The 24,894-nt window shown below is 72.4% G+C and carries 21 protein-coding genes, 2 tRNA genes and 1 other RNA gene; 16 read left to right on the top strand and 8 right to left on the bottom strand.

What is annotated here, in order from left to right:
• Positions 1 to 11: 11 nt before the first annotated feature.
• From AB0H12_RS40315 to AB0H12_RS40305, 3 genes are all read right to left on the bottom strand, one after another.
• Positions 12 to 1,775, bottom strand: a complete 1,764-nt coding sequence (locus AB0H12_RS40315; RefSeq protein WP_499630487.1) for a hypothetical protein — start codon at positions 1,773 to 1,775, stop codon at positions 12 to 14.
• Positions 1,776 to 1,784: 9 nt separating this feature from the next.
• Positions 1,785 to 2,735 (bottom strand): prephenate dehydrogenase, encoded by a 951-nt coding sequence (locus AB0H12_RS40310; RefSeq protein WP_499630484.1) that lies wholly within the window; start codon positions 2,733 to 2,735, stop codon positions 1,785 to 1,787.
• A 189-nt stretch (positions 2,736 to 2,924) separates the two neighbouring features.
• Complete coding sequence (locus tag AB0H12_RS40305) at positions 2,925 to 4,160, bottom strand: M20 metallopeptidase family protein (RefSeq protein WP_499630481.1); 1,236 nt, start codon at positions 4,158 to 4,160, stop codon at positions 2,925 to 2,927.
• 89 nt (positions 4,161 to 4,249) lie between these two features.
• On the opposite strand from AB0H12_RS40305, the gene AB0H12_RS40300 reads away from it, so the two are divergent.
• From AB0H12_RS40300 to AB0H12_RS40280, 5 genes are all read left to right on the top strand, one after another.
• The gene (locus tag AB0H12_RS40300; protein WP_230570096.1) at positions 4,250 to 4,738 is read left to right on the top strand and encodes a tRNA adenosine deaminase-associated protein; all 489 of its coding nucleotides are present in this window, start codon (positions 4,250 to 4,252) and stop codon (positions 4,736 to 4,738) included.
• A 31-nt stretch (positions 4,739 to 4,769) separates the two neighbouring features.
• Positions 4,770 to 5,204 carry a nucleoside deaminase gene (locus AB0H12_RS40295; RefSeq protein WP_499630610.1) on the top strand — a complete coding sequence of 145 codons (435 nt, stop codon included), beginning with the start codon at positions 4,770 to 4,772 and terminating at the stop codon, positions 5,202 to 5,204.
• A gap of 83 nt (positions 5,205 to 5,287) precedes the next feature.
• Positions 5,288 to 5,372: transfer RNA gene (locus AB0H12_RS40290), tRNA-Ser, on the top strand.
• 154 nt (positions 5,373 to 5,526) lie between these two features.
• Entirely contained in the window at positions 5,527 to 6,066 is a 540-nt protein-coding gene (locus AB0H12_RS40285) for a hypothetical protein (RefSeq protein WP_499630478.1), read from the top strand.
• Positions 6,067 to 6,336: 270 nt separating this feature from the next.
• Positions 6,337 to 8,787 carry a DUF8508 domain-containing protein gene (locus tag AB0H12_RS40280; protein ID WP_499630475.1) on the top strand — a complete coding sequence of 817 codons (2,451 nt, stop codon included), beginning with the start codon at positions 6,337 to 6,339 and terminating at the stop codon, positions 8,785 to 8,787.
• 67 nt (positions 8,788 to 8,854) lie between these two features.
• Here the strand turns inward: AB0H12_RS40280 and AB0H12_RS40275 are convergent, their stop codons facing one another.
• Positions 8,855 to 9,472, bottom strand: a complete 618-nt coding sequence (locus tag AB0H12_RS40275) for a hypothetical protein (RefSeq protein WP_499630472.1) — start codon at positions 9,470 to 9,472, stop codon at positions 8,855 to 8,857.
• Positions 9,473 to 9,597: 125 nt separating this feature from the next.
• Positions 9,598 to 9,682 (bottom strand) — tRNA-Ser (locus AB0H12_RS40270).
• 261 nt (positions 9,683 to 9,943) lie between these two features.
• On the opposite strand from AB0H12_RS40270, the gene ffs reads away from it, so the two are divergent.
• The 5 genes from ffs (at position 9,944) to AB0H12_RS40245 (ending at position 13,750) form a co-directional block, all read left to right on the top strand.
• An RNA gene (gene ffs / locus AB0H12_RS40265) (signal recognition particle sRNA small type) lies at positions 9,944 to 10,038 on the top strand.
• A gap of 31 nt (positions 10,039 to 10,069) precedes the next feature.
• Positions 10,070 to 12,274 (top strand): DNA polymerase III subunit gamma and tau, encoded by a 2,205-nt coding sequence (locus AB0H12_RS40260; protein WP_499630469.1) that lies wholly within the window; start codon positions 10,070 to 10,072, stop codon positions 12,272 to 12,274.
• 53 nt (positions 12,275 to 12,327) lie between these two features.
• Positions 12,328 to 12,675: a YbaB/EbfC family nucleoid-associated protein gene (locus AB0H12_RS40255; protein WP_082403290.1), complete on the top strand. Its 348-nt coding sequence runs from the start codon at positions 12,328 to 12,330 to the stop codon at positions 12,673 to 12,675.
• A complete protein-coding gene (gene recR, locus AB0H12_RS40250) occupies positions 12,675 to 13,268 on the top strand; it encodes a recombination mediator RecR (protein ID WP_123744628.1) in 594 nt (197 codons plus the stop codon). The genes AB0H12_RS40255 and recR overlap by 1 nt, the downstream gene beginning before the upstream one ends.
• An 11-nt stretch (positions 13,269 to 13,279) precedes the next feature.
• Complete coding sequence (locus AB0H12_RS40245; RefSeq protein ID WP_499630465.1) at positions 13,280 to 13,750, top strand: uridine kinase family protein; 471 nt, start codon at positions 13,280 to 13,282, stop codon at positions 13,748 to 13,750.
• Positions 13,751 to 13,864: 114 nt separating this feature from the next.
• Here AB0H12_RS40245 and AB0H12_RS40240 read toward each other — a convergent pair whose 3' ends face one another.
• A complete protein-coding gene (locus AB0H12_RS40240; RefSeq protein ID WP_499630462.1) occupies positions 13,865 to 17,125 on the bottom strand; it encodes an AfsR/SARP family transcriptional regulator in 3,261 nt (1,086 codons plus the stop codon).
• Positions 17,126 to 17,356: 231 nt separating this feature from the next.
• Between AB0H12_RS40240 and AB0H12_RS40235 the strand changes: the two genes are divergently transcribed.
• The 5 genes from AB0H12_RS40235 to AB0H12_RS40215 all read left to right on the top strand — a co-directional run bounded on the left by AB0H12_RS40235 (position 17,357) and on the right by AB0H12_RS40215 (position 23,180).
• Positions 17,357 to 19,036, top strand: coding sequence for an ABC transporter substrate-binding protein (locus AB0H12_RS40235; protein ID WP_499630459.1), 1,680 nt, complete (start codon positions 17,357 to 17,359; stop codon positions 19,034 to 19,036).
• A gap of 72 nt (positions 19,037 to 19,108) precedes the next feature.
• Entirely contained in the window at positions 19,109 to 20,113 is a 1,005-nt protein-coding gene (locus tag AB0H12_RS40230) for an ABC transporter permease (RefSeq protein ID WP_499630456.1), read from the top strand.
• Positions 20,110 to 21,036, top strand: coding sequence for an ABC transporter permease (locus AB0H12_RS40225; RefSeq protein WP_230570077.1), 927 nt, complete (start codon positions 20,110 to 20,112; stop codon positions 21,034 to 21,036). Before AB0H12_RS40230 ends, AB0H12_RS40225 begins: the two co-directional genes overlap by 4 nt.
• Positions 21,037 to 21,042: 6 nt before the next feature.
• Positions 21,043 to 22,041 carry an ABC transporter ATP-binding protein gene (locus tag AB0H12_RS40220; protein ID WP_230570076.1) on the top strand — a complete coding sequence of 333 codons (999 nt, stop codon included), beginning with the start codon at positions 21,043 to 21,045 and terminating at the stop codon, positions 22,039 to 22,041.
• On the top strand, positions 22,038 to 23,180 hold the full coding sequence (locus tag AB0H12_RS40215; RefSeq protein WP_499630452.1) for an ABC transporter ATP-binding protein: 1,143 nt from the start codon (positions 22,038 to 22,040) through the stop codon (positions 23,178 to 23,180). The genes AB0H12_RS40220 and AB0H12_RS40215 overlap by 4 nt, the downstream gene beginning before the upstream one ends.
• A 43-nt stretch (positions 23,181 to 23,223) precedes the next feature.
• Here AB0H12_RS40215 and AB0H12_RS40210 read toward each other — a convergent pair whose 3' ends face one another.
• Positions 23,224 to 23,925: an SDR family oxidoreductase gene (locus tag AB0H12_RS40210; protein ID WP_499630449.1), complete on the bottom strand. Its 702-nt coding sequence runs from the start codon at positions 23,923 to 23,925 to the stop codon at positions 23,224 to 23,226.
• Between the two features lie 81 nt (positions 23,926 to 24,006).
• Here AB0H12_RS40210 and AB0H12_RS40205 point away from each other — a divergent pair, with 81 nt between their 5' ends.
• Positions 24,007 to 24,435, top strand: coding sequence for a winged helix-turn-helix transcriptional regulator (locus tag AB0H12_RS40205; RefSeq protein ID WP_499630446.1), 429 nt, complete (start codon positions 24,007 to 24,009; stop codon positions 24,433 to 24,435).
• On the opposite strand, the gene AB0H12_RS40200 is transcribed toward AB0H12_RS40205, so the two are convergent.
• A complete protein-coding gene (locus AB0H12_RS40200; RefSeq protein WP_499630443.1) occupies positions 24,432 to 24,665 on the bottom strand; it encodes a hypothetical protein in 234 nt (77 codons plus the stop codon). The genes AB0H12_RS40205 and AB0H12_RS40200 overlap by 4 nt on opposite strands.
• Positions 24,666 to 24,894: the final 229 nt, after the last annotated feature.

Raw genomic sequence — 24,894 nt, 5'->3', positions numbered from 1 at the left:
CCAAGAAGGGCCTAGAGCGGCCGGATCTCGAACGTCTGCTCGTACGACTGCACGCCCCGCCGTTCGTCCACCGGGAGTACCCGCACGTCCAGCTCGTGCCGCCCGCCGGCCAGCCCGGCGAGGTCGATCAGGAGCTCGTGCCGCCCACCGGCCGAGCCGTTCGTCGGCAGGACGGCGATCCGCTCGCCGTCGAGGTCGACCTCCACTCCCTTGACGGCGGCGACCTCGCGCGCCCGCGTGTCGGCGAGCTCGACGGTCAGCCGCACCTTGCCCTCGTGCGGGAAGAGGGGGAACGACGAGTCGTTCACCGACTCGTGCACCACCGACACCGCAGGTGGGGGCACCAGCGGGTCGGGCAGCGGGCGGCTGACGAGCCGGGGGAGCGGGTGGCGCGCGTCCTGACCGTCGGCGATGACGAGGTGCGCGTGGTAGGCGGTGAGGCCGCCGTCGGAGCGCAGCCCGACCTTCGGGTTCGAGTCCGGCGACGGCAGCGGGAAGTCGGCGTAGACGACGGACGGGCGGGACGGGTCGAGGCCGAGGTCCGGCGGCATGAACACCGCGGGCGCGGACCGCGTGCCGAACTCCACGGTGACCGGCGCGGCGCGTTCGGACACCACGGACGCCACCACGCGCACGGAGGACGCGCCGGCCAGCTGGGAGTTGGCCACGTTGCCCATCGACACCCCGCCGGCGTCCTTGGCGCTCGGACCGAGCGGCGCCACCGACCCCGCCGCGGGCGTGCCCGGCACGCCGCCGATGCCGAAGGTGTCCAGGTGAGTGCCCTGCGCCTGCCGGAACGCCAGGCGCACCCGGGCGGACGTCCACGGCAGCCGGACCGGCGCGGACGCCACTTCGACCCCGTCGCGCAACGCCACCGCGGAGCCCGCCAGCACGCGCAGCTCCCAGCGGTGGCGGACGCCCGACGTCGGCGGCGGGTACGTGCCGAACGTCTCACCGGGCGGCGCGTCGTGACCCAGGTCGAACTGCGCGCCGAACGGCGTGATGCGCAGGACCAGGGCGCCCGGCGGGAACGGTTCTTCCAGGTGGCCGAGGTCGTGCACCGGTTCGGGCAGCAGGGCGATCAGCACCGCGCTGTGGTCCGGCCGGTAGCCGATCGGGCCGTCGGTGGTGAGCGAGACCCTGGCCACCGCGCCGTCCGCCGCGGGCGCGCCGAACCGCAGCGGCACGTTGGACTGGAGGTCGACGCGGTCGCAGTCGATCTCCAGCCGCTTGCCGTTGAGCGGGCGGAGGCAGAGGCAGTCGGTGTTGCCGCGGTCGAACACCCGCCACCGGCGCGGGTTGAGCGCTTCCGGGCCGTCGAACAGGTCGAGCGGCGTCATCAGGCCGTCGAGCCACGTGTCGTCGTGCGCGAGCCTCGGCACGGCCTTCGCGGTGGCGGGGGCGGAGCGGTTGCCCATCGCGTCCAGCGCGCGCACCTCGACGGTGACGTCGGCGTTGGCGTCGAGGTCGGTCAGCTCCGTCTCGGTGCCGCGGACCAGGCGGGACCGGCCGTTCCAGCGCACCTCGAAGCCGCCGTGGCCGATGCCGTCGGTGGCCGTCCAGGTGGCGCGCAGGCTCGTGCGGTCCAACGCGGTCAGCACCAGGTCGGTGGGCGTGGCCAGGCGTTGGGTGTCGGGGACGTACTCGACCGCCTCGTCCAGGAACCGTTCGAAGGCCTGCGGGGGAGGGGGAGCGGATTCGTTGCGCAGCACCACCACCGCACCGCCGAGGAGCGCGAGCCCCCCTAGGACGGCGATGAGCCTGCGACGCTCCACTGGTGCACCTTATGGGGTGCGCGCGAGCGCGGTTGTGCCGTTCAGCGCAACGACGCGGCCTCCGCGTGACCCCAGGTCGCGCAGGGCGCGCAGGGCGTCGGGCGCGGTGAGGTCGATGGTCAGGTCGGTGCGCGTGGTCTGGTTCTGCAACGCCACGCGTGCGGCGTGACCGGCGTCGATGGTCTTGGCCAGGCCGCCGGTCGAGGCGAGCGAGCCGCGGGCCGCGCCGAGCCGGCCGAGCGCGTCGTCCACGGCGTCGAGCAGCGCGCCGCGGTTGCCCTCGCACATGGCGCGGACGAGTTCGGGTCGGCTGCCCGCGACGCGCGTGCCGTCGCCGAACGAGCCCGCGGCCAGGGAGAGCGCGAGCGGTCCGCCGTCCGCGCCGACGCTGGCCAGCACGGCGGCGAGCAGGTGGGGCAGGTGGGAGATGCGGGCCACCGCGGCGTCGTGCTCCAGGGCGGTGGTGGGCACGACGTGCGCTTTCGCCGCGAAGGCCAGCTCCATGACGTCGGTGAGGACGTCCGGGTCGGCGTCGTCCTCGGCGGTGACGACCCAGGCGGCGTCGTGGAAGAGGTCGGCGCGGCCCGCGGGCCAGCCGGAGGAGGAGGTGCCGGCCATGGGGTGGCCGCCGACGTACCGGGCGTGCGGCGCGACCCGGCGGACCAGGTCGGCGACCGGGCCCTTGACGCTGACCACGTCGGTGAGCCGGACGCCCTCGGGAAGGGCGCGGAGCACTTCTTCCACAGCCGGCAGCGGAACCGCCACGACGACGAGCGCGTCGTGAAGACGCGCGCGTTCGAGTGCGCCGGCGAGGTCGACCACGTCGTAGCCGTCCTGCCGGGCCGCCTCCGCGTCGGCTGTCGAAGCGGTCGCGCCCCAGGTCACGCACCCCGCGGCGGCTGCCGCGCGCAACACCGAACCACCGATCAACCCGAGCCCGACCACGCAGACGCTTCGCACGGCGCTCATCCTGCCGGCGCGGACCGGCAACCCCTATTTGTCCACAGGACAGGAGTTGTCCACAGATCGGCGATCGCGCCTCGCACCACCCCGCGCCCGACGGCAAAGTCGAGGCCATGAACACCACGGCCCCGACCCCGCCTCACACCCGGCTTCGGCCTCCCGCAGGGCCTTCTACCGGCGACCGCCCTACCGCAGGGCGTCCAGCGCGAACGCGGTGTAGACGACGACTCCGTGCTCCATCGCCGCTTCGTCGAAGAGCACCCGGTTCGAGTGGTTCGGCTCCGCCCGGTCCAGCTCGACCCCGCGCGGGCAGGCGCCCAGGAAGGCGATCGCGCCCGGCACCCGTTGCAGCACGTACGAGAAGTCCTCGGCGCCCATCAGCGGGTCGTCCATGGGGGAGGCCCACCGCGAACCGAGGGCCGCCGTGGTGATGTCGATGACGTGCGGGCCGACCGCGTCGTCGTTCACCGTGACCGGGTAGCCGGGGATGATCTCGACCTCGGCCGTGCAGCCGTGCGCGGCGGCCACGTGAGTGACGACCTGCTGGAGCTCGCGGTGCACCAGGGCCCTGGTGTCCTCCGAGAGCGTCCGGATGGTGCCCTCGACCAGGGCGGTCTCCGGGATGATGTTGGTCGTCGTGCCCGCGGCGATGTGGCCGATGGTGACCACGGCCGGGTGGTGCACGCTGACCCGCCTGGCGACCATCGTCTGCAGCGCGCCGACCATGGCGGCGGCGGGCGGCACGGGGTCGATCGCGTCGTGCGGCATGCCGCCGTGCCCGCCGCGGCCCTTGACCGTGATGTGGAAGGTGTCCGCCGAGGCCATCGTCGGCCCGGGGCGGCAGACGACGACGCCCGACTGGAGCGTGGAGGTGATGTGCAGGGCGAACGCCTTCTCCACCGGTGTGCCCGCGGCGTCGAGCACGCCCTCGTCGAGCATGTGCCGCGCGCCGTGCTGGCCCTCCTCGCCGGGCTGGAACATGAACACGACCTGACCGGCCAGCGCCTCGCGGCGTGAGGAGAGCAGGCGCGCGGCGGAGGCGAGCATGGCGACGTGCGTGTCGTGGCCGCAGGCGTGCATGGAGCCGTCGATCTCCGAGGCGTACGCCAGGCCCGTCTCCTCCTGCAGCGGCAGCCCGTCCATGTCGCCGCGCAGCAGGACGGTCGGTCCCGGCTTGCCGCCGCGCAGCACCGCGGTGACCGAGCTGCTGGACCCGCCGGTGGTCACCTCGAGCGGCAGGCCGGACAGCGAGTGCTGGATCGCGGCCTGGGTCGCGGGCAGGTCCAACCCCTGCTCCGGGTGCCGGTGCACCTGCCGTCGCAACGCCACTGTCCTGGGCTGGAGGGCTCGGGCGGCTTCCACCAGCCCGGTGAACCGGGGCTCGGGGGCGGTGGGCCTGGCGTTCGGCAGAGTTGTGCTCATCCCTCGATAGTGGCATCGCTCGGCCCCCCGTGCCCGTGGCCGAGGCCCCCGTGCTACCGGGTGCCGAGGTGTGGCCCTACGGTGTGCACATGGCACACCAGGAGCCGGTCAACGGCTTCGCTGTCGCGGTCGTCCGTGAAGACGGCCGCTGGCGGTGCAGCAAGATGGACAGCTCCGCGCTGTCCGAGCTCGACGCGGCGATCACGGAACTGCGCCAACTGCGCTCGACGGGTGCCGTCTTCGGGCTGCTGGCGGTGGACGACGAGTTCTTCATCGTCCTGCGCCCGGTGCCGGGTGGGGTGTCGCTCCTGCTGTCCGATGCCGCGGCCGCGCTCGACTACGACATCGCCGCCGACGTCCTCGACCTGCTCCGGGTCGACCCGCCGGACGAGGAGGACGACGAGCTCTGGCCCGAGGGCGACCTCGCCGTGCTCGCCGACCTCGGCATGCCGGAGCACGAGATGCAGGTGATCGTCGACGAGGTCGACCTGTACCCGGACGAGCAGCTGCAGATGGTCGCGCAGCGCTGCGGGTTCGGCGACGAGTTCACCAAGCTGCTGGACAGCCTCCAGGCGTGATCGCGTGATCAGCCAGGCGTCCGACGAGGCGATGGTCGAAGCTGCCCTGGAGGTCGCCGCCGAGGCGCCCAGGACCGGCGACATCCCGATCGGCGCGGTCGTCTACGGGCCGGACGGCGCCGAACTGGCGCGTGCCTGCAACGCCCGCGAAGCCCTGGGCGACCCGACCGCGCACGCCGAGCTCCTGGCCCTCCGCGCCGCAGCCGCGGCCTACGGCGACGGCTGGCGCCTCACCGGCTGCACCCTGGCGGTGACCGTGGAGCCGTGCACGATGTGCGCGGGCGCGCTCGTCCTGGCCCGCGTGGACCGGGTGGTCTTCGGCTGCTGGGAACCCCGGACCGGCGCCGTCGGCTCCCTGTGGGACGTGGTGCGCGACCGCCGCCTCAACCACCGCCCGGAGGTCGTCGGCGGCGTCCTGGCCGAGCGGTGTGCCGCCCTGATGGAGTCCTTCTTCGCCGACCTGTGACCCCACTACCGCTCTGACCAGCGCAGATCTGATCGACCACCCCCTGTTGGGGCGGAGCTCGCCGGTCTTGTATTGTTCTCGGCGGTGGCGTGTCCGAGCGGCCGAAGGAGCACGCCTCGAAAGCGTGTGAGGTGAAAGCCTCCGTGGGTTCAAATCCCACCGCCACCGCTGCTCAGAGCCCCGGTTGCCGATCACGGCAACCGGGGCTCTGACGTTTCACGGCCCCCTGGCTCGCCCTCGCCGAACGCACGGTCCGGTCGACCTGTGATCGGTAGGGCGGGCGCCCGCGGTCTCCTTCCGGCACGTCGGAAGGAGAGTGGCGATGAGGCGGTTCCTGCGCGTGCTGGTGGGCCGGGGTGCGGTGGTCCTGGCGCCGGCGTCGGTCGGCTACTACCTGTGGAACGGGATCACGGGCAGCGCTGACGACCGGTGGTACGGCGAGGCGATGGTGTACGTGATCATCGCCCTCACCCTGATCACACCAGCGTCGCTGATCGCGACGTTCAGCACGTCGAGGGTCCGGCAGGGGTGGCTGCGGGTCGAGCACAGCGGGCCGTCGGACCTGTCCGAGGGGTTCGAGCAGTGGCACGCGTGGACCGACCACGACGACCCGATGACGCACCCGCTCTACCGGTCGACGGTCGGCATCCGGGTGCGGATCGACCGGATCGCCGACACCAAGCACTCGATCCGCGGACACCCCGTCGTGCGACTCGCGGTGCGTGGCGAGATCGAGGGCGGGTTCGAGGTGGTGGCTGTCGTGCCGCGGATCGCGGTGCCGCGCGTCGGGGACGTCGTGCGGGTGGTGGCCCACCCGACCGACCCGAACCGCTACCGGTACGCGGGCCCGGTCGACCACTAGCGCCGCCTGCGACGAGGGCGGCGGCACGGCAGGCCGACCACGCGCACGGGCGCCGATCCGGGCCTCGTCAGGTCCGGGCCGGCGCCCCTGTTGTGCGTGTCGCGTCCGCACCGGCGCTGGGAGGGCCACCGGGCAGGCACGGCCATGACCCTACCTTACGTTCGAACACACGTTCGAGATCGGGTAATGGTCAACCGTTAGTGACGGTGTCTTCCGCCGTTCACTCGATACGGGGAGGATGCGCCCAGCCGCCAACTACCGGAGGACCCGTTGAGACCTATCCCGCTCCGCGTCGGACTGGCGGTCACCGCCGCCTCGGCCGTGACGTTCGCCCTCGCCACGCCGATCCACGCGGCCCCGAGCCAGGACGCCCTGATCGCCGAGGTCTACGGCGGTGGCGGCAACTCCGGTGCCACGCTGACCCAGGACTTCGTCGAGCTGGCCAACGCGGGCGCCGCGCCGGTCGCCGTCGACGGCTGGAGCGTGCAGTACCTCCCGGCGAGCGCGAGCGCGTCCAGCCAGTGGCAGGTCACCCCGCTGACCGGCTCGATCGCCGCGGGCGGGCGGTTCCTGGTCGCTCAGTCGAAGGGCGCGGGCGGCACGGTGGAGCTGCCCACCCCGGACGTCACCGGCACGATCGCCATGGGCGGCTCCGGCGGCACGATCGCCCTGGTCGCCGAGACCTCCGCGTTGACCTGCAAGACCGCCGCCGACTGCGCTGCCGACGCACGCGTGCGCGACCTCGTCGGCTACGGCTCGTCGACCGTGGTCCGCGAGACCACGCCGACCGCGAACCCGGGCAACGCCACCTCGGCCGCCCGCCCCGCGCTGACCGACACCGACAACAACGCCGCCGACTTCACCATCGGCGCGCCCACCCCGGTCAACTCCAAGGGCCAGGGCCCCGGCAACCCGGACCCCGACCCGGAGCCCGAGCCCGGCGACAAGCGCGTCCGCGACATCCAGGGCACGACCCGCATCTCGCCGCTGCTCGGGCAGAAGGTCACCGGCGTGCCCGGCGTCGTCACCGCGACGCGCGCCACCGGCGACCGCGGTTTCTGGCTCCAGGACACCGCGCCGGACACCGACCCGCGCACGAGCGAGGGCGTGTTCGTCTACACCGCGGCCCTGGCCCCGACCGTCGAGCCCGGCGACGAGGTGCTGGTCTCCGGCACCGTCGCCGAGTACCGGCCGGGCGGTGACGCGGCGAGCAACTCCAACCAGACGCTCACCGAGATCACCGGCGCCGCGGTCACCGTGAAGTCCAAGGGCAACGCCCTGCCGACCCCGGAGACCCTGAACCCGCCGGCGGGCTACCTGCCCACCGCGAACGGCGGCAGCATCGAGGCCCTCCCGCTCGACCCGGCCACCTACGGCCAGGACTACTACGAGTCCCGCGAGGGCATGTACGTCCAGGTGGCCGACGCGCGCGTGGTCGGACCCACGAACAGCTTCGGCGAGACGTGGATCACCACCAACCCGACCCAGAACCCGACCGCCCGCGGCGGCACGATCTACCTCGGCTACGACCAGCCCAACAGCGGCCGGATCAAGGTCAAGCCCGGTGCGGCGGCGCCGCAGACCAGCAACGTCGGCGACGTGTGGCGCGGCGCGACCGTCGGCAACGTCGAGTACACCAACTTCGGCGGCTACACCCTGGCCACCAAGACCGTCGGCGAGCACGTGTCGGGCGGCATCACGCCGGAGGTCACGAACGCCCAGCGCGCCTCCGAGCTGTCGGTGGCCACGTACAACGTGGAGAACCTGGCCGCCACCAACGACCAGGCGAAGTTCGACCGACTCGCCGCGGCCGTGGTCGGCAACCTGAAGAGCCCGGACGTCGTGGTGCTGGAGGAGATCCAGGACAACAACGGCGCGACCGACGACGGCACGGTGGCGGCGGACGCGACGTTCGCCAAGTTCACCGACGCCATCGTGGCCGCGGGCGGCCCCCGCTACCAGTGGCGCCAGATCGACCCGGTGAACAAGGCCGACGGCGGCGAGCCGGGCGGCAACATCCGGGTGGCGTTCCTGTTCAACCCGGCCCGGGTGTCCTTCGTGGACCGCCCGGGCGGCGACGCCACCACGCCGGTGTCCGTCGTGAAGCAGCACGGCCGTGCCGCGCTGTCGGTGTCGCCGGGCCGCGTCGCGCCGGCCGAACCGGCGTGGAACAGCAGCCGCAAGCCGCTGGCCGGCGAGTTCACGTTCCGCGGTCGCACGGTGATCGTGGTCGCGAACCACTTCAACTCCAAGGGCGGCGACCAGGCCATGCACGGCCGCTACCAGGAGCCGGCGCGCAACTCGGAGGTGCAGCGCGCTCAGCAGGCCGCGCTGCTGCGCGGTTTCGTGGACCAGGTCAAGGCGGTCGACAAGGGCGCCAACGTGGTCCTCGCGGGTGACATCAACGACTACCAGTTCTCCCCGGCGGTCGGCACCCTGACCGGCAAGGGCGACGTGGTGGCCCTGATGGACACCCTGCCCGCGGCCGAGCGGTACAGCTACGTGTTCGAGGGCAACTCGCAGACCCTCGACCACATCCTCATCAGCGCGAACATCACCCGGTACCGCTACGACGTGGTGCACATCAACGCGGAGTTCGCCGACCAGGCCAGCGACCACGACCCGCAGGTCGTGAAGCTGCGCCCGAGCACCGGCAACGCCCACGTCGACCAGTGGGTGTTCCTGCTGGAGGACATCGCGGAGCACCTGCCCAGGGGATAGCTCCCGCAGCGGCGAACGGGCCCCTCGGACACCACGTCCGAGGGGCCCGTTCTCGTGTCGCGACCGGTTACCGGCTGGACGTGGTGGTGACGGTGGGGCGGGCCGTCGTGGTGACGGTCGGCTGGGGCGGCGTGGTCACGGTGGGCCGCGCCGTCGTGGTGACGGTCGGCTGGGGCGGCGTGGTCACGGTCGGCCGGACCGTGGTGGTCACCGTCGGCCGGGGCGGAGTGGTGGGGATGCCCGTGGTGGTGGGGGCGGGCCTGGTCGTGGTGGGGACGGGTGTGGTGGTCGGGGGCTTGGGCGCGTCGGCGCAGTGCGCCTCCTTGGGCAGGTTGGCGAACTCGTCCCCGGCGAAGTAGATGGCGCTGGACCACTGGGTGCCGCCGTCCTGCCTGCCGACGTTCAACCAGACGTCGTTGGTGTAGCCGTAGTCCGTGACCGTCTGGCCGTGCACCCAGCAGTAGACCCCCACCGTCGTGCCTTCGAGGATCTGACCACCCGCCGCCGGCAGGCACGCCGTCGACGGGCAGATGCGGACGTTGACGTTGTGCCAGGCCGTGGCGCTGTACTTCGGCGCGGCGCTCGCGTCGGCCTCGCCCGCGGGCTGGGCCAGTGCCACGGCGCCGCCGGCGAGCAGGCCCGAACCGGCCAGTGCCACGGCGACGGCCGTGTTGACGATCCTCATGTCCGTGTCCTCCCAGTAATCAGTCGATCACTGGTTAAGACGCGTCAGGGTGGTGCGATGTTGCATCGACGCGGCGGCGCATGCGCAGAGCCCCGGTCACCTGACGGCGCCGGGGCTCTGGACTGCGGAGGATACGGGATTTGAACCCGTGAGGGGGTTAACCCAACACGATTTCCAGTCGTGCGCACTAGGCCACTATGCGAATCCTCCGTGGCGGAGTCTAACGGAGGGTTCGGGCGTCCCCCAAAACGGGTGGTCGGTGGGCCGGACGCATCGGCCGCCGATAAGTACGGCTAGCGGAGGTGGCCCCTGACGCCGGGGTCGAAGTCCATGCTCGCCGCCCGCCCGCTGTGGACGGGGTGGGCCCTCGTCTGGTTCCTCCTTCACCGGGTAGCGCCACTAGCCGGTGAAAATCTCCCTTGCCCGGAGTGGGTGGGGACAGAGCCGGGTGGGGCGACCGGCTACACTGGTGGCGGACCTCGTGCGGCACATATCTCGCGAACCTCCCCAGGGCCGGAAGGCAGCAAGGATAAGCGGGCTCTGGTGGGTGCACGGGGTCCCCTTTCTTTGTCGGACCCTCCCGGTAAGGTCCCCGGCGTGGCGCTCGCCCTCTACCGCAAGTACCGTCCGGCGACCTTCGGCGAGGTCGTCGGCCAGGAGCACGTCACCGAACCGCTGCGCACCGCCCTGGCGGCCGGTCGGGTCAACCACGCGTACCTGTTCTCGGGGCCGCGAGGGTGCGGCAAGACGTCCAGCGCCCGCATCATGGCGCGCTCGCTGAACTGCGTGCAGGGCCCGACACCCGACCCGTGCGGCGAGTGCAACTCGTGCGTCGGCCTGGCCCCCAACGGTCCGGGCACCGTGGACGTGGTCGAGCTGGACGCGGCCAGCCACGGCGGCGTGGACGACGCCCGCGAGCTGCGGGACAAGGCGTTCTACGCGCCGGCCGAGTCGCGGTACCGGGTGTTCATCATCGACGAGGCGCACATGGTCACCACGCAGGGCTTCAACGCCCTGCTGAAGATCGTGGAAGAGCCGCCCGAGCACCTGATCTTCATCTTCGCCACCACCGAGCCGGACAAGGTGCTGCCCACCATCCGCTCGCGCACGCACCACTACCCGTTCCGGCTGATCCCGCCGAGCTCGATGCGGGCGCTGCTGGAGCGCAACTGCGCGGCCGAGGGCGTCACGGTCGACCCGTCGGTGTTCCCGCTGGTGATCCGCGCGGGCGGTGGGTCGGCGCGGGACACGCAGTCGGTGATGGACCAGCTGCTGTCCGGCGCGGGCCCCGAAGGGGTGCGCTACGACCGGGCGATCGCGCTGCTCGGCGTGACCGACGTGGCGTTGATCGACGACGTGGTGGACGGCCTGGCGAACGGCGACGGCTCGGCGGTGTTCGGCACCGTCGACCGCCTGGTCGAGGCCGGGCACGACCCGCGCCGGTTCGCGTCCGACCTGCTCGACCGGCTGCGCGACCTGGTGCTGCTGCACGCCGTGCCGGACGCGGCGGACCGCGGCCTGGTGTCCGCGCCGGACGACGAGCTGGCCAAGATGATCGCGCAACGCGACGCGACCCGGCCCGCGACGGTCACCCGGTGGGCGGAGATCCTGCACCAGGGGTTGACCGAGATGCGCGGCTCGACCGCGCCCCGCCTGCTGCTCGAACTCGTCTCGGCGCGGATGCTCCTGCCGTCGGTCGGCGACGTCGAGTCGGGCCTGCTGCAACGCGTCGAACAGCTGGAACGCCATGGCCCGCCGGCCGGCGGCGCACCGGCGGGACCTGCGGAAACTCGCTTCCAGCGCCCCTCGCAGCGTGCCGCCGAACCCGCCGCGCCGCAGGCCTCTGCCGCGCCACCCGCCGCCATGCCCGCCGAGACCGCGCTTCCGGCGGCTGCCGCGCCGCAGACCGCTCCGCCCGGACTGCCCGCCCCGCCCGTGCTGCGGTCGGCGGCGATGAGGTCCGCCGGCGGAGCCCTGGGCGCTGCCGAGAGCCCGCACGCCGGCGCGCCGGACGTCGACCAGCGCGGCGGGGGCGTCGCGCCGTCGGCGGACGCGCCGCAGGGTCGGCCGAGCACCGCGCCGCCGCCGCACGCCGTGGCACCGGGCACGTCGCCGGGTGCCGCGCAGCCGCCGCAGGGCGCTCACCCGGGCGCGTCCGGCAACGCGCCCGGCGCTCCACCCGCGGACCTGCCGGCCGAGGCAGCCGCACCGGCGGCGCCCACCGGCGGTGTCGACGCGGTCGAGGTGCGTCGGCGCTGGTCGGAGCTGTTGGGCGTGGTCCGCGGCACGAGCCGGAGCACGGAGGCGATGCTCACCAACGCCACCGTCGCCGACGTCGACGGCACCACGGTCACGCTCACCCACACCTCCGCGCCGCTGGCCCGCCGGCTCGCCGAGCCGCGCAACGCCGACGCCATCGCCGCCGCGTTCGCGCAGGTCCTCGGCGGCACGTGGCAGGTGCGGTGCGTGCACGGCGACGCGGCTGCCGCGCCGGCCCGCCAGGCTGCGCAGAAGCCGCAGCGACCGGCGGTGACCAGGCCGAGCCAGGCGCAGCAGCCCGGCCAGGCCCGCCGGCCGGAGTCCCCTCCGGCGCCGTCCGGCCGACCACCGGCCGACGACGTGCCGCCGCCCCCCGAGCCGCCGGAGCCCGATGAGCCCCTCCCACCGGAGCCGGTGGACGAGGAGGAGATGCTGGCCGAGGCCGCCCTGCCCGGCGACGCGGACGACCAGCGGCTCGACCCGGAGGCCGTCGTGCTCAAGCTCCTCGCCGACGAGCTTGGCGCTCGGCCGTTGAAGGGCTGATCGACGCGACTACGCTGGTGAACGGCGGCATACCCCGAAGAGAGGAACCCGCGGTGCAACCCGGTGGGCCCAACATGCAGCAAATCCTCCAGCAGGCGCAGAAGATGCAGCAGCAGCTCGCTGAAGCCCAGCAGGAGCTGGCCGAGGCCGAGGTCACCGGCACTGCCGGCGGCGGTCTGGTCACCGCCGTCGTGTCCGGCGGCGGCGAGCTCAAGAGCCTGGACATCGACCCGAAGGCGGTCGACCCGGACGACGTCGAGACGCTGTCCGACCTGGTCGTCGCCGCCGTGCGCGACGCCAACCGCGCCGCGCAGGAGTTGGCGGCCCAGAAGATGGGCCCGCTCGCCAGCGGCATGGGCGGGATGGACGACCTCGGCGGTCTCGGGAAGCTGTTCGGCTGATGTACGAGGGGCCGGTCCAGGACTTGATCGACGAGCTCGGCAGGCTGCCGGGCGTCGGTCCGAAGAGCGCGCAGCGCATCGCCTTCCACCTGCTCGCCGCGGACCCGGCCGACATCGGCCGGCTCCAGGACGCGCTGCAGAAGGTCAAGGACGGCGTGGTGTTCTGCGACGTGTGCGGCAACGTCTCGGCCGAGGCGACCTGCCGCATCTGTCGCGACCCGCGCCGCGACCTGACCCTGATCTGCGTGGTGGAGGAGCCGAAGGACGTCCTGGCGGTCGAGCGGACCCGTGAGTTCAAGGGCCGCTACCACGTCCTGGGCGGCGCGCTCGACCCGTTGTCGGGTGTCGGGCCGGACCAGCTGCGGATCAGGCAGCTGCTCACCCGGATCGGCACGGACGTGTCGGAGATCATCATCGCCACGGACCCGAACACGGAGGGCGAGGCGACCGCGACGTACCTGGTGCGGATGCTGCGCGACTTCCCGGGCCTCACCGTCACCAGGCTCGCGTCGGGCCTGCCGATGGGTGGTGACCTGGAGTTCGCCGACGAGCTCACCCTCGGCCGGGCCCTGTCCGGCCGGCGCAGCATGTGAGGCTCGTCGCGGTGGACGGGCCGTCGGGCTCGGGCAAGTCGACGTTCGCGGCGCGCCTGGCGTCGGAGCTGGGCGCGACCGTGGTGCCGACCGACCACTTCGCCACCTGGACCGACCCGGTGTCGTGGTGGCCGCGCCTGGTCGCCGAGGTCCTCGACCCGCTCCGGCACGGCCGCGAGGCCCGCTACCGGCGGGTGGAGTGGACCGGCGGCGTGCCGCGCCTCGGCGGCCTGGTGCACGTGCCGGTGCCGGACGTGCTGGTCATCGAGGGCGTCTCGGCGGCCCGGCGCTCGATCGCGCCCCGCCTGGACGAGGCGATCTGGGTCGAGGTGCCCGACCCGGAGGAGCGGCTGCGCCGGGCCGTCGAGCGGGACGGCGAGTCGAGCCGCGCCCACCTGCGGCGCTGGCAGGCGTTCGAGCGCGGGTGGTTCGCCGTGGACGGCACGAAGGCCCGCGCCGACCGGATCATCACGCCCGCCTGAGGACACCCGACCGAACTCCGGCCATCGAGCCTGCGCCCAGCCGAGCCCCGCCTTGCCGAAGCCACATCGGGCCGAAGCCACGTCGGGCCGAAACCGCAGTGACCGGTCGGCCGGTCACCCGTCGAGCGACGCCCGCACCAGGTCCGCGTCCGGCGACCCGATCGCGCTGAACCACTCCAGCGCCGTCCGCCAGTGCCGGCGCGCCTCGGCGTCGTCGCCGGTGGCGGCCAGGACGTCACCGGCCAGGTGGGCGGCCCGCGCGTGCACGCACCGCTGCCCGGTGGACCCGCTCAGCTCCAGGCACCGCAGCGCCAGGTCGAGCGCCTGCACCCCGTCGCCCTGGTCGAGCCTGATCCGCCCGAGCACGGCCAGCACGTCCACTTCGGCGATCCGCAGTCGGTACCGGACCGCGCTGTCCAGCGCCTGGCTCGCCGAGTAGCGCGCCTCGTCCAGCCTGCCCGCCGCGTGGTGGGTCAGCGCCAGGCTCCGCCGCGCCGCGCAGATGCCCAGCGGATACCCCGTCTCCTCGGCGATCCGCAGGGCCTCCGTCGTGCGTTCGACGGCCTCCTCCAGCCTGCCCAACCCGCACAACGCCTCACCGAGGGCGTTCTTCGCGTCGCACAACCCCTTCAGGTTGCCCAGCTCCTCCGCGATGCTCACGGCCCGCTCGGCCTCGCGCGCGGCCTCGGCCCACCGGCCCCGCATCACGTGCGCCAACGCCAGGCCCTCGTGCGAGAAGTGCGCGAACCGGCGTGCGCCTGCCCGTTCGTACAGCTCGCCGCACCTCTGGTACAGCTCGGCGGCACGGTCCGGCCGGCCGAGGAACAGGTGCGCCTCGGCCAGCGCCCGTTGGCTGTCGGCCTGCGTCATCCACGCGCCGAGCCGGTTGCCGACGTCCAGCGCGCCCTCGAACGACGACACGGCCCGGTCCAGCTGCCCGAGCTGCATGTAGACGCCGCCGAGGTTGAGCTGGGCGATGCCCTCCTGCTGCAACGCGCCGATGGCCCGCGTGATCACGAGCGCGCGCTCCAGGTGTTCGGCGGCCTGCTCCAGGTCGCCGATGTCGATGCAGACCGCGCCGAGGTTGGCCAGCACGGCGGCCTCCACGGCGGGCGCGGCGCCGGTGCGCTGCTGGATCGGGATCGCCCGGCGGAAGTAGTCGACGGCCACCCGGTGCTGCCCGATCGCCCAGTACAGCGTGCCGAGCGACGACAGCATCGCCACCTCGCCGAGGGCGTCCTGGGAGGACTGCGCGACGGACAGCCCGGCCTTCGCGGTCGCCAGCCACTCCACCGGCAACCCGATCGTGTAGAAGTACCGCCGCAGCGCGTCGGCCAGCTGCCACACGTCGCGGTCGGGCTGGCGGTCGGCGGCGTGCACGACGAGCCCGACCAGGTTGCCGCGCTCGGCGTCCAGCCAGGCCAGGGCCTCCGCCGAGGTGGAGAACAGGCGCGGTGTGACGCCCGCCACGACGTCGGTGCGCGGCAGCCGCAGCAAGGTGCTCTTGAACGCGTCCGTGGCGTTGTCCACCGACCGGATCGACCAGTCCAGCAGCCGCCGCGACGCCTGCGCGCTCTCCTCCGGGTCGTCCTCGATCCCGCGCCGCTCGGTCGCGTAGTCCCGCAGCAGGTCGTGGAACTGGTAGCGGCCGGGCGAGTGGTTGTCCACGAGGTTCGCCGTGGCCAGCCGGTCGAGCCGCCGCCGCGCGTCCTGCGTGGTCAGCCCGCCCAACGCCGCCGCCACGTCCGGCGTGATGTCCCCCGGCGCCAGCGACAGCAGCCGGAACAGCGACGCCAGCTCCGGCTTCAACGCCGTGTACGACAGGTCGAACGCCGCGTGCACGGCCGCCCGCTCGTCACCCTCCACGGCCAGCGCCGCGAGCCGGTTGCCCGCGCGCAGCTCCTCCACGTAGGACGCGATGGTGATCTCCGGCCGGGACAGCAGGTTCGCCGCCGCGATCCGCAGCGCCAGCGGCAGGTGCGCGCACAGCTCGGCCAGCTCGTCGGCCGCGTCGGACTGCGACGCCACGACCTCCTCGCCGAGCATCCCGGCCAGCAGCGCCCGCGTCTCGGACCGGTCGAGCACGTCGAGCCGCACGTTGGACGCGGCGTGGCTGACCGCCAGCCCGCGCAGCGTGTCGCGGCTGGTCACGAGCACCGCGCACCCCGGCGAGCCGGGCAGCAGCGGCCGGATCTGCTCGGCGTTGGCCGCGTTGTCCAGCACCAGCAGCACCTGCTGATCGGTCAGCCGCGACCGGAACATCGCCTCCTGCTCGTCCTGGTCGAGCGGCACGGACTCGGGCGGCACGCCCTGCGCGCGCAGGAACCGGGGCAGCACGTCCACCGCGCTCAACGGCGGGCCCTGGGCGTAACCGCGCAGGTTGACGTACAGCTGCCCGTCGGGGAAGCAGTGCCGCATCTTGTGCGCCGCGTGCACGGCCAGCGCCGTCTTGCCGACGCCAGGCGGCCCGGCCAGCGTGACCACGGGCACGCCCTGCGCGGTCCGCAGCAACGCCTCGATCAGCTGAACGGCCTGCTCACGGCCCACGAAGTCGCCGATGTCGGCGGGCAGCTGCGAGGGCACCACCCGGTCACGCCGCGCGGTGGACGCGTTCTGCCCCAGGTCGAGCGCCGACGACCCGCCGAGCACCTGCTGGTGCACGCGCCGCAGCTCGTCGCCGGGGTCGATGCCGAGCTGGTCGGCCAGCAGCCCGCTGACCCGCCGGTAGGCGCCGAGCGCGTCGGCCTGCCGCCCGGACCGGTACAGCGCGATCATCAGCTGCGCCCACAGCCGTTCCCGCAGCGGGTGCTCGCTGGTCAGGCGGGACAGCTCGGGGATCAGCTCGGCGTGGCGGCCCAGCTCGAGGTCGACCTCGACCCGGCGCTCCTCCACGTGCAGCCGCCGTTCGCCCAGGCGCGGCACCTCGTCGCGGTGCAGCACCTCCGACGGCACGTCCACCATCGCGGGCCCGCGCCACAGCGCCAGCGCCGCGGTGAAGATCGCCGACGCCGACTCCAGCCTGCCCGCGGCCCGCTCCCGCTCGCCCTCCTCGACGAGCTGCTCGAACCGCATCACGTCGATCGTGCGCTCGTCGACGTCGATCAGGTAGCCGTCGGGCACGGTCCGGATCGGCACCGCCGGTCCGAGCACCTGCCGAAGTCTCATCACGTAGGTCTGCAGCGTGCCCCGCGCCCGCGCCGGAGGATCGGCGCCCCAGATGTGCTCCGCGAGCTCGTCCACCGAGACGCCGGCGCCGGCGCGCATGAGAAGGGACACAAGGAGGGACCGCTGCCGACCCGCCCGCACCACGACCTGCTCGCCGTCGACCAGCACCTGCAACGGGCCGAGGACGCGGAACTCGACCACAGGGCTCACCAGCGACCTCCCTCCGCGCGTGTGCGGGTTTCTGTTGTCCGTTGTACAGCGTAGGAGGGTGTTCGCCCGATCCACCGTGGTCACGTTGGGTCAGCGAAGCTGAGCGGGACGTGTGTTAATGCTGATTCACGTGGCCGGATCGTGACCTCGGACGAGGCGGAAGGGTTGTGGGGACCGGTTAGGGTCCGTGACCACACCGTGAGATCCCGGATTTCCCTAGGGGTGTGTCAAATGCTTCAATCTCGAACGGCCCGGCGCCGATGGTTGGCCGCGATCGGCCTGACCGGCGTCGCGGCACTGGCACTGTCGGCCTGTGCCCAATCCGAGCGCGGCGACGACTCGGGGTCCGGCAAGGTCGGCGGCACGATGGTCTTCGGCGCCGCGGGCGAGCCCAAGAACTTCGACCCGATCTTCAACGACGACGGCGAGAGCTTCCGCCCCATCCGCCAGATGTTCGACACGCTGGTGACCTACAAGCGGGGCACCGCCGACCTCGCGCCGGGTCTCGCGGAGAAGTGGACGCCGAGCGAAGACGGCAAGTCGTGGACCTTCGACCTGCGCAAGGGCGTCAAGTTCCACGACGGCACGGCGTTCGACGCCGCGGCCGTCTGCTTCAACATGGACCGCTGGTTCAACATGAAGGGCGCTGCCGCCCAGAGCCAGATGATCTACTACGGCGACGTGTTCGAGGGCTTCGCCAAGAACGAGGGCGACGCGGCGGGCGAGCCGGTCTACAAGTCCTGTGAGGCCAAGGACGAGCACACCGCCGTGCTGAACCTGAACAAGTACAAGGGCGCCTTCCCGGCCGCCTTCGGTTTGACCGCGCTCTCCATCTCCAGCCCCGAGGCGCTGAAGAAGTACGACGCGGACAACGTCGTGCAGTCGGGCGACTCGTTCACCTATCCGGCTTACGCGACCGAGCACCCGACCGGTACCGGCGCGTTCAAGCTGGAGAAGTTCGACAAGGCCAACAAGACCATCACCCTGGTCCGCAACGACGACTACTGGGGTGAGAAGGCCAAGCTCGACAAGCTGATCTTCAAGATCATCCCCGATGAGAACGCGCGCAAGCAGGAACTCAAGGCCGGCACGATCGACGGTTACGACTTCCCGAGCCCGGCGGACTACAACTCGCTGAAGACCGACGGCTTCAACGTCACGCCGCGGCCCGCGTTCAACATCCTCTACCTGGGCATCAACGGCGCGAACAACCCGGCGCTGAAGGACCTGCGCGTCCGCCAGGCCATCGCCTACGCCGTCAACCGCGAGCAGCTGGTGAAGACCAAGCTGCCGCTGGGCGCCGAGGTGGCGACGCAGTTCATGCCGAAGACGGTCGCGGGCTACGCCGACGACGTGCAGAAGTACCCGTACGACTTGGCGAAGGCCAAGGACCTGCTCACGCAGGCCGGCGTGTCGAACCTGAGCCTGAAGTTCTACGTGCCCACCGAGGTCAGCCGGCCGTACATGCCGAACCCGTCCGAGATCGCGGCGGTGATCGTCGACGACCTGAAGGCCGCGGGCATCAACGCCGAGATCGTGTCCCGCCCGTGGAACGGCGGCTACAAGGACGACGTGCAGAAGCTCGGCAAGCACGACCTGCACCTGCTCGGCTGGACCGGCGACTACAACGACGCCGGCAACTTCGTCGGCACGTTCTTCGGCCGGGAGAAGAAGGAGTTCGGCTTCGCCGACCAGTCGATGTTCGACGGGATCGCCGCGGCCGACGGCGTCGTCGACCAGCAGAAGCACGCGGACGCCTACAAGCAGGTGAACCGCGACCTCATGAGCAAGTACCTGCCCGCGATCCCGGTGTCCCACTCGCCGCCGGCGATCGTGGTCAGCAGCAAGATCTCGGGCCTCGTGCCCAGCCCGCTGACCGACGAGCGCTTCGACACGGTGAGCAAGGGCTGAACCGAACGGTAGGCGGGTGGTGGCGCTCGTGATCCGGGCGTCACCACCCGTGCTGTCCAGAGGGCTTCCATCATGCTGCGATTCATAGTCCGTCGCCTGCTCCAGGCGATCCCCACACTGCTGATCCTGTCGTTGCTGGTCTTCGTCTGGCTGCGGTCGCTGCCCGGCGGTCCGGCCGGCGCGCTGCTCGGCGACAAGGCGACCCCGGAGAAGATCGAGGCGCTCAACAAGGTCCTCGGCCTCGACCAACCGATCTTCATCCAGTACCTCAAGTTCATGGGCCGCATCCTCAGCGGTGACTTCGGCAGCTCCTTGATCAGCGGCGAGCCGGTGGTGGCCGAGATCGGCCGCGCGCTGCCCGCCACCATCGAGCTGGGCCTGACCGCGTTGTTGTTCGCCGTGGTGCTCGGCATCCCGCTCGGCTACCTGGCGGCCAGCCACCGCGGGCGGTTCCTGGACAACACCACCGTCATCGGCACGCTGGTCGGCGTCGCCGTGCCGGTGTTCTTCCTCGGCATCCTGCTCAAGCAGCTGTTCGCGCAGGACCTGGCGCTGTTCCCGCCGTCGGGCAGGCAGGACGTCACCATCGACCCGACGCACGTCACGAACTTCGCCGTGCTCGACGGGCTGCTGACCCAGGAGTGGGACGCCGCGGCCGACGCGCTGTGGCACCTCGTGCTGCCCGCGATCGCGCTGGGCACCATCCCGCTCGCGGTCATCGTGCGGATCACCCGCGCCTCGGTGCTCGACGTGCTCAACGAGGACTTCGTCCGCACGGCCAACGCCAAGGGCCTGCAGGCGACGCTGGTCCGCCGCCGGCACGTGCTGCGCAACGCGATGCTGCCGGTGTCGACCACGATCGGCCTCCAGACCGGTCTGCTGCTGGGCGGCGCCGTGCTCACCGAGCGGGTGTTCGTGTGGGGCGGGCTCGGATCGTTGCTGGCCCAGGGGATCGAGCGCCGGGACTACCCGCGCCTGCAGGCGTTGCTGCTGCTCGCGGCGGTGGTCTACGTGCTCGTCAACCTGCTGGTCGACATCTCCTACGCGATCATCGACCCGAGGGTGCGGGCATCATGACCAGTCTCCTCAAGCGCAAGCAGCAGCGGGTGGACGCCCTGGCGGAGTCGGCGGGCACGAGCCTGGCCGCCGACGCGCTGCGGCGGATGCTGCGCAGCCCGGTCGCCCTGATCGGCGCGTTCCTCGTGCTGATGTTCCTGGTGCTGGCGATCATCGCGCCGTTCATCGCGCCGAAGGACCCCTACCAGCGCTACCCGGAACTGCTGGAGGACCTGCGGCCCGACTTCATCCCCGGCCCGATGCCGGGGTTCCTGCTGGGCGGCGACGAGCTGGGCCGCGACTTCTTCAGCCGGCTGCTCGTCGGCGCGCAGCAGTCGCTGATCGTCGGCGTCGGCGCGACGTTGATCGGCCTGGCGCTCGGCATGCTCATCGGCGGCGCGGCCGGCGCGTTCGGCGGCTGGGTGGACAGCTGGCTGATGCGGTTCACCGACATCATGCTGTCGATCCCCAGCCTGCTGCTGGCCATCTCGATCGCGGCGCTGGCGAGCCGGGGCAGCCAGACCACGGTGATCATCGCGGTCGCGGTGACCACCGTGCCGATCTTCGCCCGGCTGCTGCGCGGCGCCATGCTCGCGCAACGGCACAGCGACCACGTGCTCGCGGCGACGGCGCTGGGCGTGCGGCGGCGGACCGTCGTGTTCCGGCACATGCTGCCGAACTCGCTCGGCCCGGTCATCGTGCAGTCGACGCTGACCCTGGCGACCGCGATCATCGAGGCGGCGTCGCTGTCGTTCCTCGGACTCGGCGACCCGGACCCGTCCCGGGCCGAGTGGGGGCTGATGCTCGGCAACTCGCAGCGCTACATCGACGTCAAGCCGGAGCTGGCGTTCTACCCGGCCATCGCCATCATCATCGTCGCGCTGGGCTTCACGCTGCTCGGCGAGGCGCTGCGCGAGGCGCTCGACCCGAAGAACCGGAGGTGAACCGCGATGGCGTTGCTCGAAGTGCGTGATCTGCGGGTGGTCTTCCAGCGCAGGGGCACCGAGCCCTTCACCGCCGTGGACGGCGTCTCCTTCGACGTCGACCCCGGGCAGACGGTGGGACTGGTCGGCGAGTCCGGCTGCGGCAAGTCCGTGACCTCGTTGGCGATCATGGGCCTGCTGCCCTCGCGCGGCAACAAGGTCACCGGCTCGGTCCGGTTCGAGGGCACCGACCTGCTCACCCTGAACGACAAGGAGATGCGCAACCGGCGAGGCCGCGACTTGGGCATGGTGTTCCAGGACCCGCTGTCGTCCCTCAACCCGGTGATCCCGATCGGGCTGCAGGTCACCGAGGTGCTGGAACGGCACCGCGGCATGTCCCGCAAGGCGGCGATGGTGGAGGCGGCCGACCTGCTCGGCCGGGTCGGCATCCCCGACCCGCAGCGCAGGCTGAGCGAGTACCCGCACCAGCTCTCCGGCGGCATGCGGCAGCGCGCGCTGATCGCGATCGCGCTGGCGTGCCGGCCGCGGCTGCTCATCGCCGACGAGCCGACCACGGCGCTGGACGTGACGATCCAGGCGCAGATCCTCGCCCTGCTCAAGGAGCTCGTGCGGGACATGGGCACGGCGCTGATCATGATCACGCACGACCTGGGCGTCGTGGCGGGGCTGTGCGACGAGGTCAACGTGCTCTACGGCGGCCGGGTCGTCGAGAAGGCGGAGCGGTACCCGCTGTTCGCCGACCCCCGCCACCCGTACACGCACGGCCTGCTGGCGTCGATCCCGCGGCTCGACGGCGCGCGCGGCGAGAAGCTGGTCCCCATCAAGGGGTCGGTCGCCGACAACATCCCGTGGGACCACGGGTGCGCGTTCGCCCCCCGTTGCCCCAACGCGTTGTCGGTGTGCCGCGAGGTCACGCCCGAGCTGGAGGCCGGTGACGTGCGCTCGCTGCGCTGCCACAACCCGGTGCTGCCGGGAACGCCCGCCGCCCAGGAGGTGCCCGCATGACCGCCGCTGTCGAACCGGCAGCAGCCGACGCGCCCACGGGCGACACGCTGGTGTCGGTCGAGGGCCTGAAGATCCACTTCCCGATCAAGCGCGGCCTGCTGGTCGACCGCACGGTCGGCCACGTGTACGCGGTCGACGGCGTGGACCTGCGGATCAACCGCGGCGAGACCTACGGCCTGGTCGGCGAGTCCGGCTGCGGCAAGTCGACGTTGGGTCGCGGCATGCTGCGGCTGGTCGAGCCGACCGACGGCCGCGTGCTGTTCGACGGCACGGACCTGGTCGGGCTCAAGGGCGAGGAACTGCGCCGGATGCGCCGCCGGATGCAGATGGTGTTCCAGGACCCCATGTCGTCCCTGGACCCGCGGCAGTCGGTGGATTCGCTGCTGGTCGAGGGCCTGCGGGCGCACGGCCTGGACAAGGGCCGCGAGACGACGGGCAAGCGCTTGCGCGAGCTGCTGTCGGCGGTCGGGCTGCCGTCCACGTCGCTGCGCAAGTACCCGCACGAGTTCTCCGGCGGCCAGCGGCAGCGCATCGGCATCGCGCGGGCGCTGGCGGTCGAGCCGGACCTGATCATCGCCGACGAGCCGGTGTCCGCGCTGGACGTGTCGGTGCAGGCGCAGGTGGTCAACCTGCTGGAGGACCTGCAGGACGAGTTCGGGCTCACCTACCTGGTGATCGCGCACGACCTCGCCGTGGTGCGGCACATCTCCGACCGGGTCGGCGTGATGTACCTGGGCGGCCTGGTGGAGGAGGCGACCTCGGACGACCTCTACGCCGAGCCGCTGCACCCGTACACCAGGGCGTTGCTGTCCGCGATCCCCGTGCCGGACCCGGTGGTGGAGGACGAGCGCGAGCGGATCCTGCTCACCGGCGACCTGCCCTCGCCCGCCAACCCGCCGACGGGCTGCCGCTTCCACACGCGCTGCCCGTGGAAGCAGGCGACCCGGTGCGACACCGAGCGGCCCGCGCTGCGCGAGGTGCTGCCGGGGCACAAGGTCGCGTGCCACTGGGCGGAGGACATCCGGGCCGGCAAGATCCGGCCGCACGAGGTCAAGGCCGAGCTGGTGGAGGAGGGCGGCATGTCGCCGGACATCCCCCTGGTCGGACCCGCCTCGATGACGGAGGCGTTGAACCCGTGAGCCCTGCGTCCGGGGGCGCCGACCGGCGCCCCCGGACCGGTGCTCAGACCACCTGCGGGTAGAGGGTGCGCGGGTCGGCGGACAGCGCGGCCTTCAGGTCGACCACGCCCTGGTCGGCCAGCACCTCGACGAGGTCGGCCTCGACGCCGTCCAGCGCGGCGCGCACGACGTCCGCCGGGTCGTTCTTCGGCACGTCGATGCCCGCGGTCATGTCGGTGTCCGTCGGGCCCAGGTGCACGCCGGTGACCAGCGTGCCCTGGCCCGCGAGCTCCACCCGCACGCCGTTGGTGAGGCTCCACTGCGCCGCCTTCGCCGCGCTGTACGCGGTGGCGCGGTCGTAGGACACCCACGACATCGACGAGAGCACGTTCACGATCGCGCCGCCGCCGTTGGCCGCGAGGATCGGCGCGAACGCCCGGACCATCGCCAACGTGCCGTAGAAGTGCGTGTCCAGCTCCAGCCGGATCGCGGCGAGGTCGCCGGTGACCAGGTTCTCGCCGGTGATGATGCCCGCGTTGTTGACCAGCAGGGTGACGTCGCCGGCGGCCGAGGCCGCGGCGGCGACGGCGGCCGGGTCGGTGATGTCCAGCGACAGCACCTCGACGCCCGGCAGGTCGATCGAGCCCGCGTCGCGCGCGGTGGCGTAGACCTTCGCCGCGCCCCGATCCAGCAACTGCCGCGCGAAGTGCAGGCCGAGGCCGCGGTTGGCCCCCGTGACCAGGGCGACCGAGTTGGCGATCTTCATGGAGGGTTCTCCCAGGGGTGAGTTGGCATTGCCAACCTAGCCGGGCTGGCTTGGAATGCACAACCGAGCCATACTGGGACCGTGACGGCACCGGACGAGAACTGCTCCTTGGTCAAGGCGGTGGACCTCGTCGGCGAGCGCTGGACGTTCCTGGTGCTGCGCGAGGCCCTCGCCGGCGCGACCCGCTTCTCGGAGTTCCGCGCGCGCCTCGGCATCGCCTCCGACGTGCTCACGGCCAGGCTCGCGAAGCTGGTCGACAGCGGCCTGCTGGCCAGGCGGTCCTACCGGGAGCCGGGGCAGCGACCGCGCGACGCCTACTGCCTCACCGAGGCGGGCAGGCGGGTGAACCTGGTGCTGTGCGCGTTGCAGGAGTGGGGCGACGAGCACCTGCCGGACACCGTGTCCACGGTCGTCTACCGGACGGGCGACGGACGCCGGGTGACCGTGCGGTTCGTCGACGGCGAAGGCGCCGTGGTGCCCGCGGGCGACGTGCACCCGGAGCAGGGCTAGCGGCTCACGGGCCGGTAGAGCAGTCGGAGGACCACCAGGCAGGCGGCCTGGACGGCGAGCGCGATGAGGGCGTGCACGAGCCACGCGCCGACGAGGGTGGGTCCGCCCCACGCGCCGCCGAGGCCGGGGTCGGCGGTGAACGGGTGGCCGATCGCGCCGATCGTGTCCGGCCAGAGCGGGTAGAACCAGCCACGTGCCACCAGGTAGAGGGCGAGCAGCACGGGGACCACGGCGACGAGCGCGGAGGAGCCCGGGCCGCGGGTGGATGCCGAGGGTTTTCACGGCACGGACGCTAGGCGCGCGCGAGGCGCGGGTCGTCACACCGCGGAGCCATCCCCGGCGTCGTACCGGGGTAGCGGGTCGACCGGTTGGAGGTGAACAGCGCGCCGATGGCGCCCGCGGCGGTGGCGTTGTTGCTCCGGCCGACCGAGCCGCAGCGACGCGTGGCGTCGTTGTCGT

The sequence above is a fragment of the Actinosynnema sp. NPDC023794 genome (assembly GCF_040639675.1).
Taxonomy (GTDB): Bacteria; Actinomycetota; Actinomycetes; order Mycobacteriales; family Pseudonocardiaceae; genus Actinosynnema; species Actinosynnema luteola.
The sequence above is the reverse complement of the archived record's forward strand: the minus strand, read 5'-3'. Positions and strand labels throughout refer to the sequence as shown.

Coding starts and splice junctions, on each gene's coding strand:
- AB0H12_RS40305 (WP_499630481.1), bottom strand. CDS start 4,160: ATGAGCACAACTCTGCCGAACGCCAGGCCCACCGCCCCCGAGCCCCGG.
- AB0H12_RS40300 (WP_230570096.1), top strand. CDS start 4,250: ATGGCACACCAGGAGCCGGTCAACGGCTTCGCTGTCGCGGTCGTCCGT.
- AB0H12_RS40295 (WP_499630610.1), top strand. CDS start 4,770: ATGGTCGAAGCTGCCCTGGAGGTCGCCGCCGAGGCGCCCAGGACCGGC.
- AB0H12_RS40285 (WP_499630478.1), top strand. CDS start 5,527: ATGAGGCGGTTCCTGCGCGTGCTGGTGGGCCGGGGTGCGGTGGTCCTG.
- AB0H12_RS40275 (WP_499630472.1), bottom strand. CDS start 9,472: ATGAGGATCGTCAACACGGCCGTCGCCGTGGCACTGGCCGGTTCGGGC.
- recR (WP_123744628.1), top strand. CDS start 12,675: ATGTACGAGGGGCCGGTCCAGGACTTGATCGACGAGCTCGGCAGGCTG.
- AB0H12_RS40235 (WP_499630459.1), top strand. CDS start 17,357: ATGCTTCAATCTCGAACGGCCCGGCGCCGATGGTTGGCCGCGATCGGC.
- AB0H12_RS40230 (WP_499630456.1), top strand. CDS start 19,109: ATGCTGCGATTCATAGTCCGTCGCCTGCTCCAGGCGATCCCCACACTG.
- AB0H12_RS40225 (WP_230570077.1), top strand. CDS start 20,110: ATGACCAGTCTCCTCAAGCGCAAGCAGCAGCGGGTGGACGCCCTGGCG.
- AB0H12_RS40220 (WP_230570076.1), top strand. CDS start 21,043: ATGGCGTTGCTCGAAGTGCGTGATCTGCGGGTGGTCTTCCAGCGCAGG.
- AB0H12_RS40215 (WP_499630452.1), top strand. CDS start 22,038: ATGACCGCCGCTGTCGAACCGGCAGCAGCCGACGCGCCCACGGGCGAC.
- AB0H12_RS40210 (WP_499630449.1), bottom strand. CDS start 23,925: ATGAAGATCGCCAACTCGGTCGCCCTGGTCACGGGGGCCAACCGCGGC.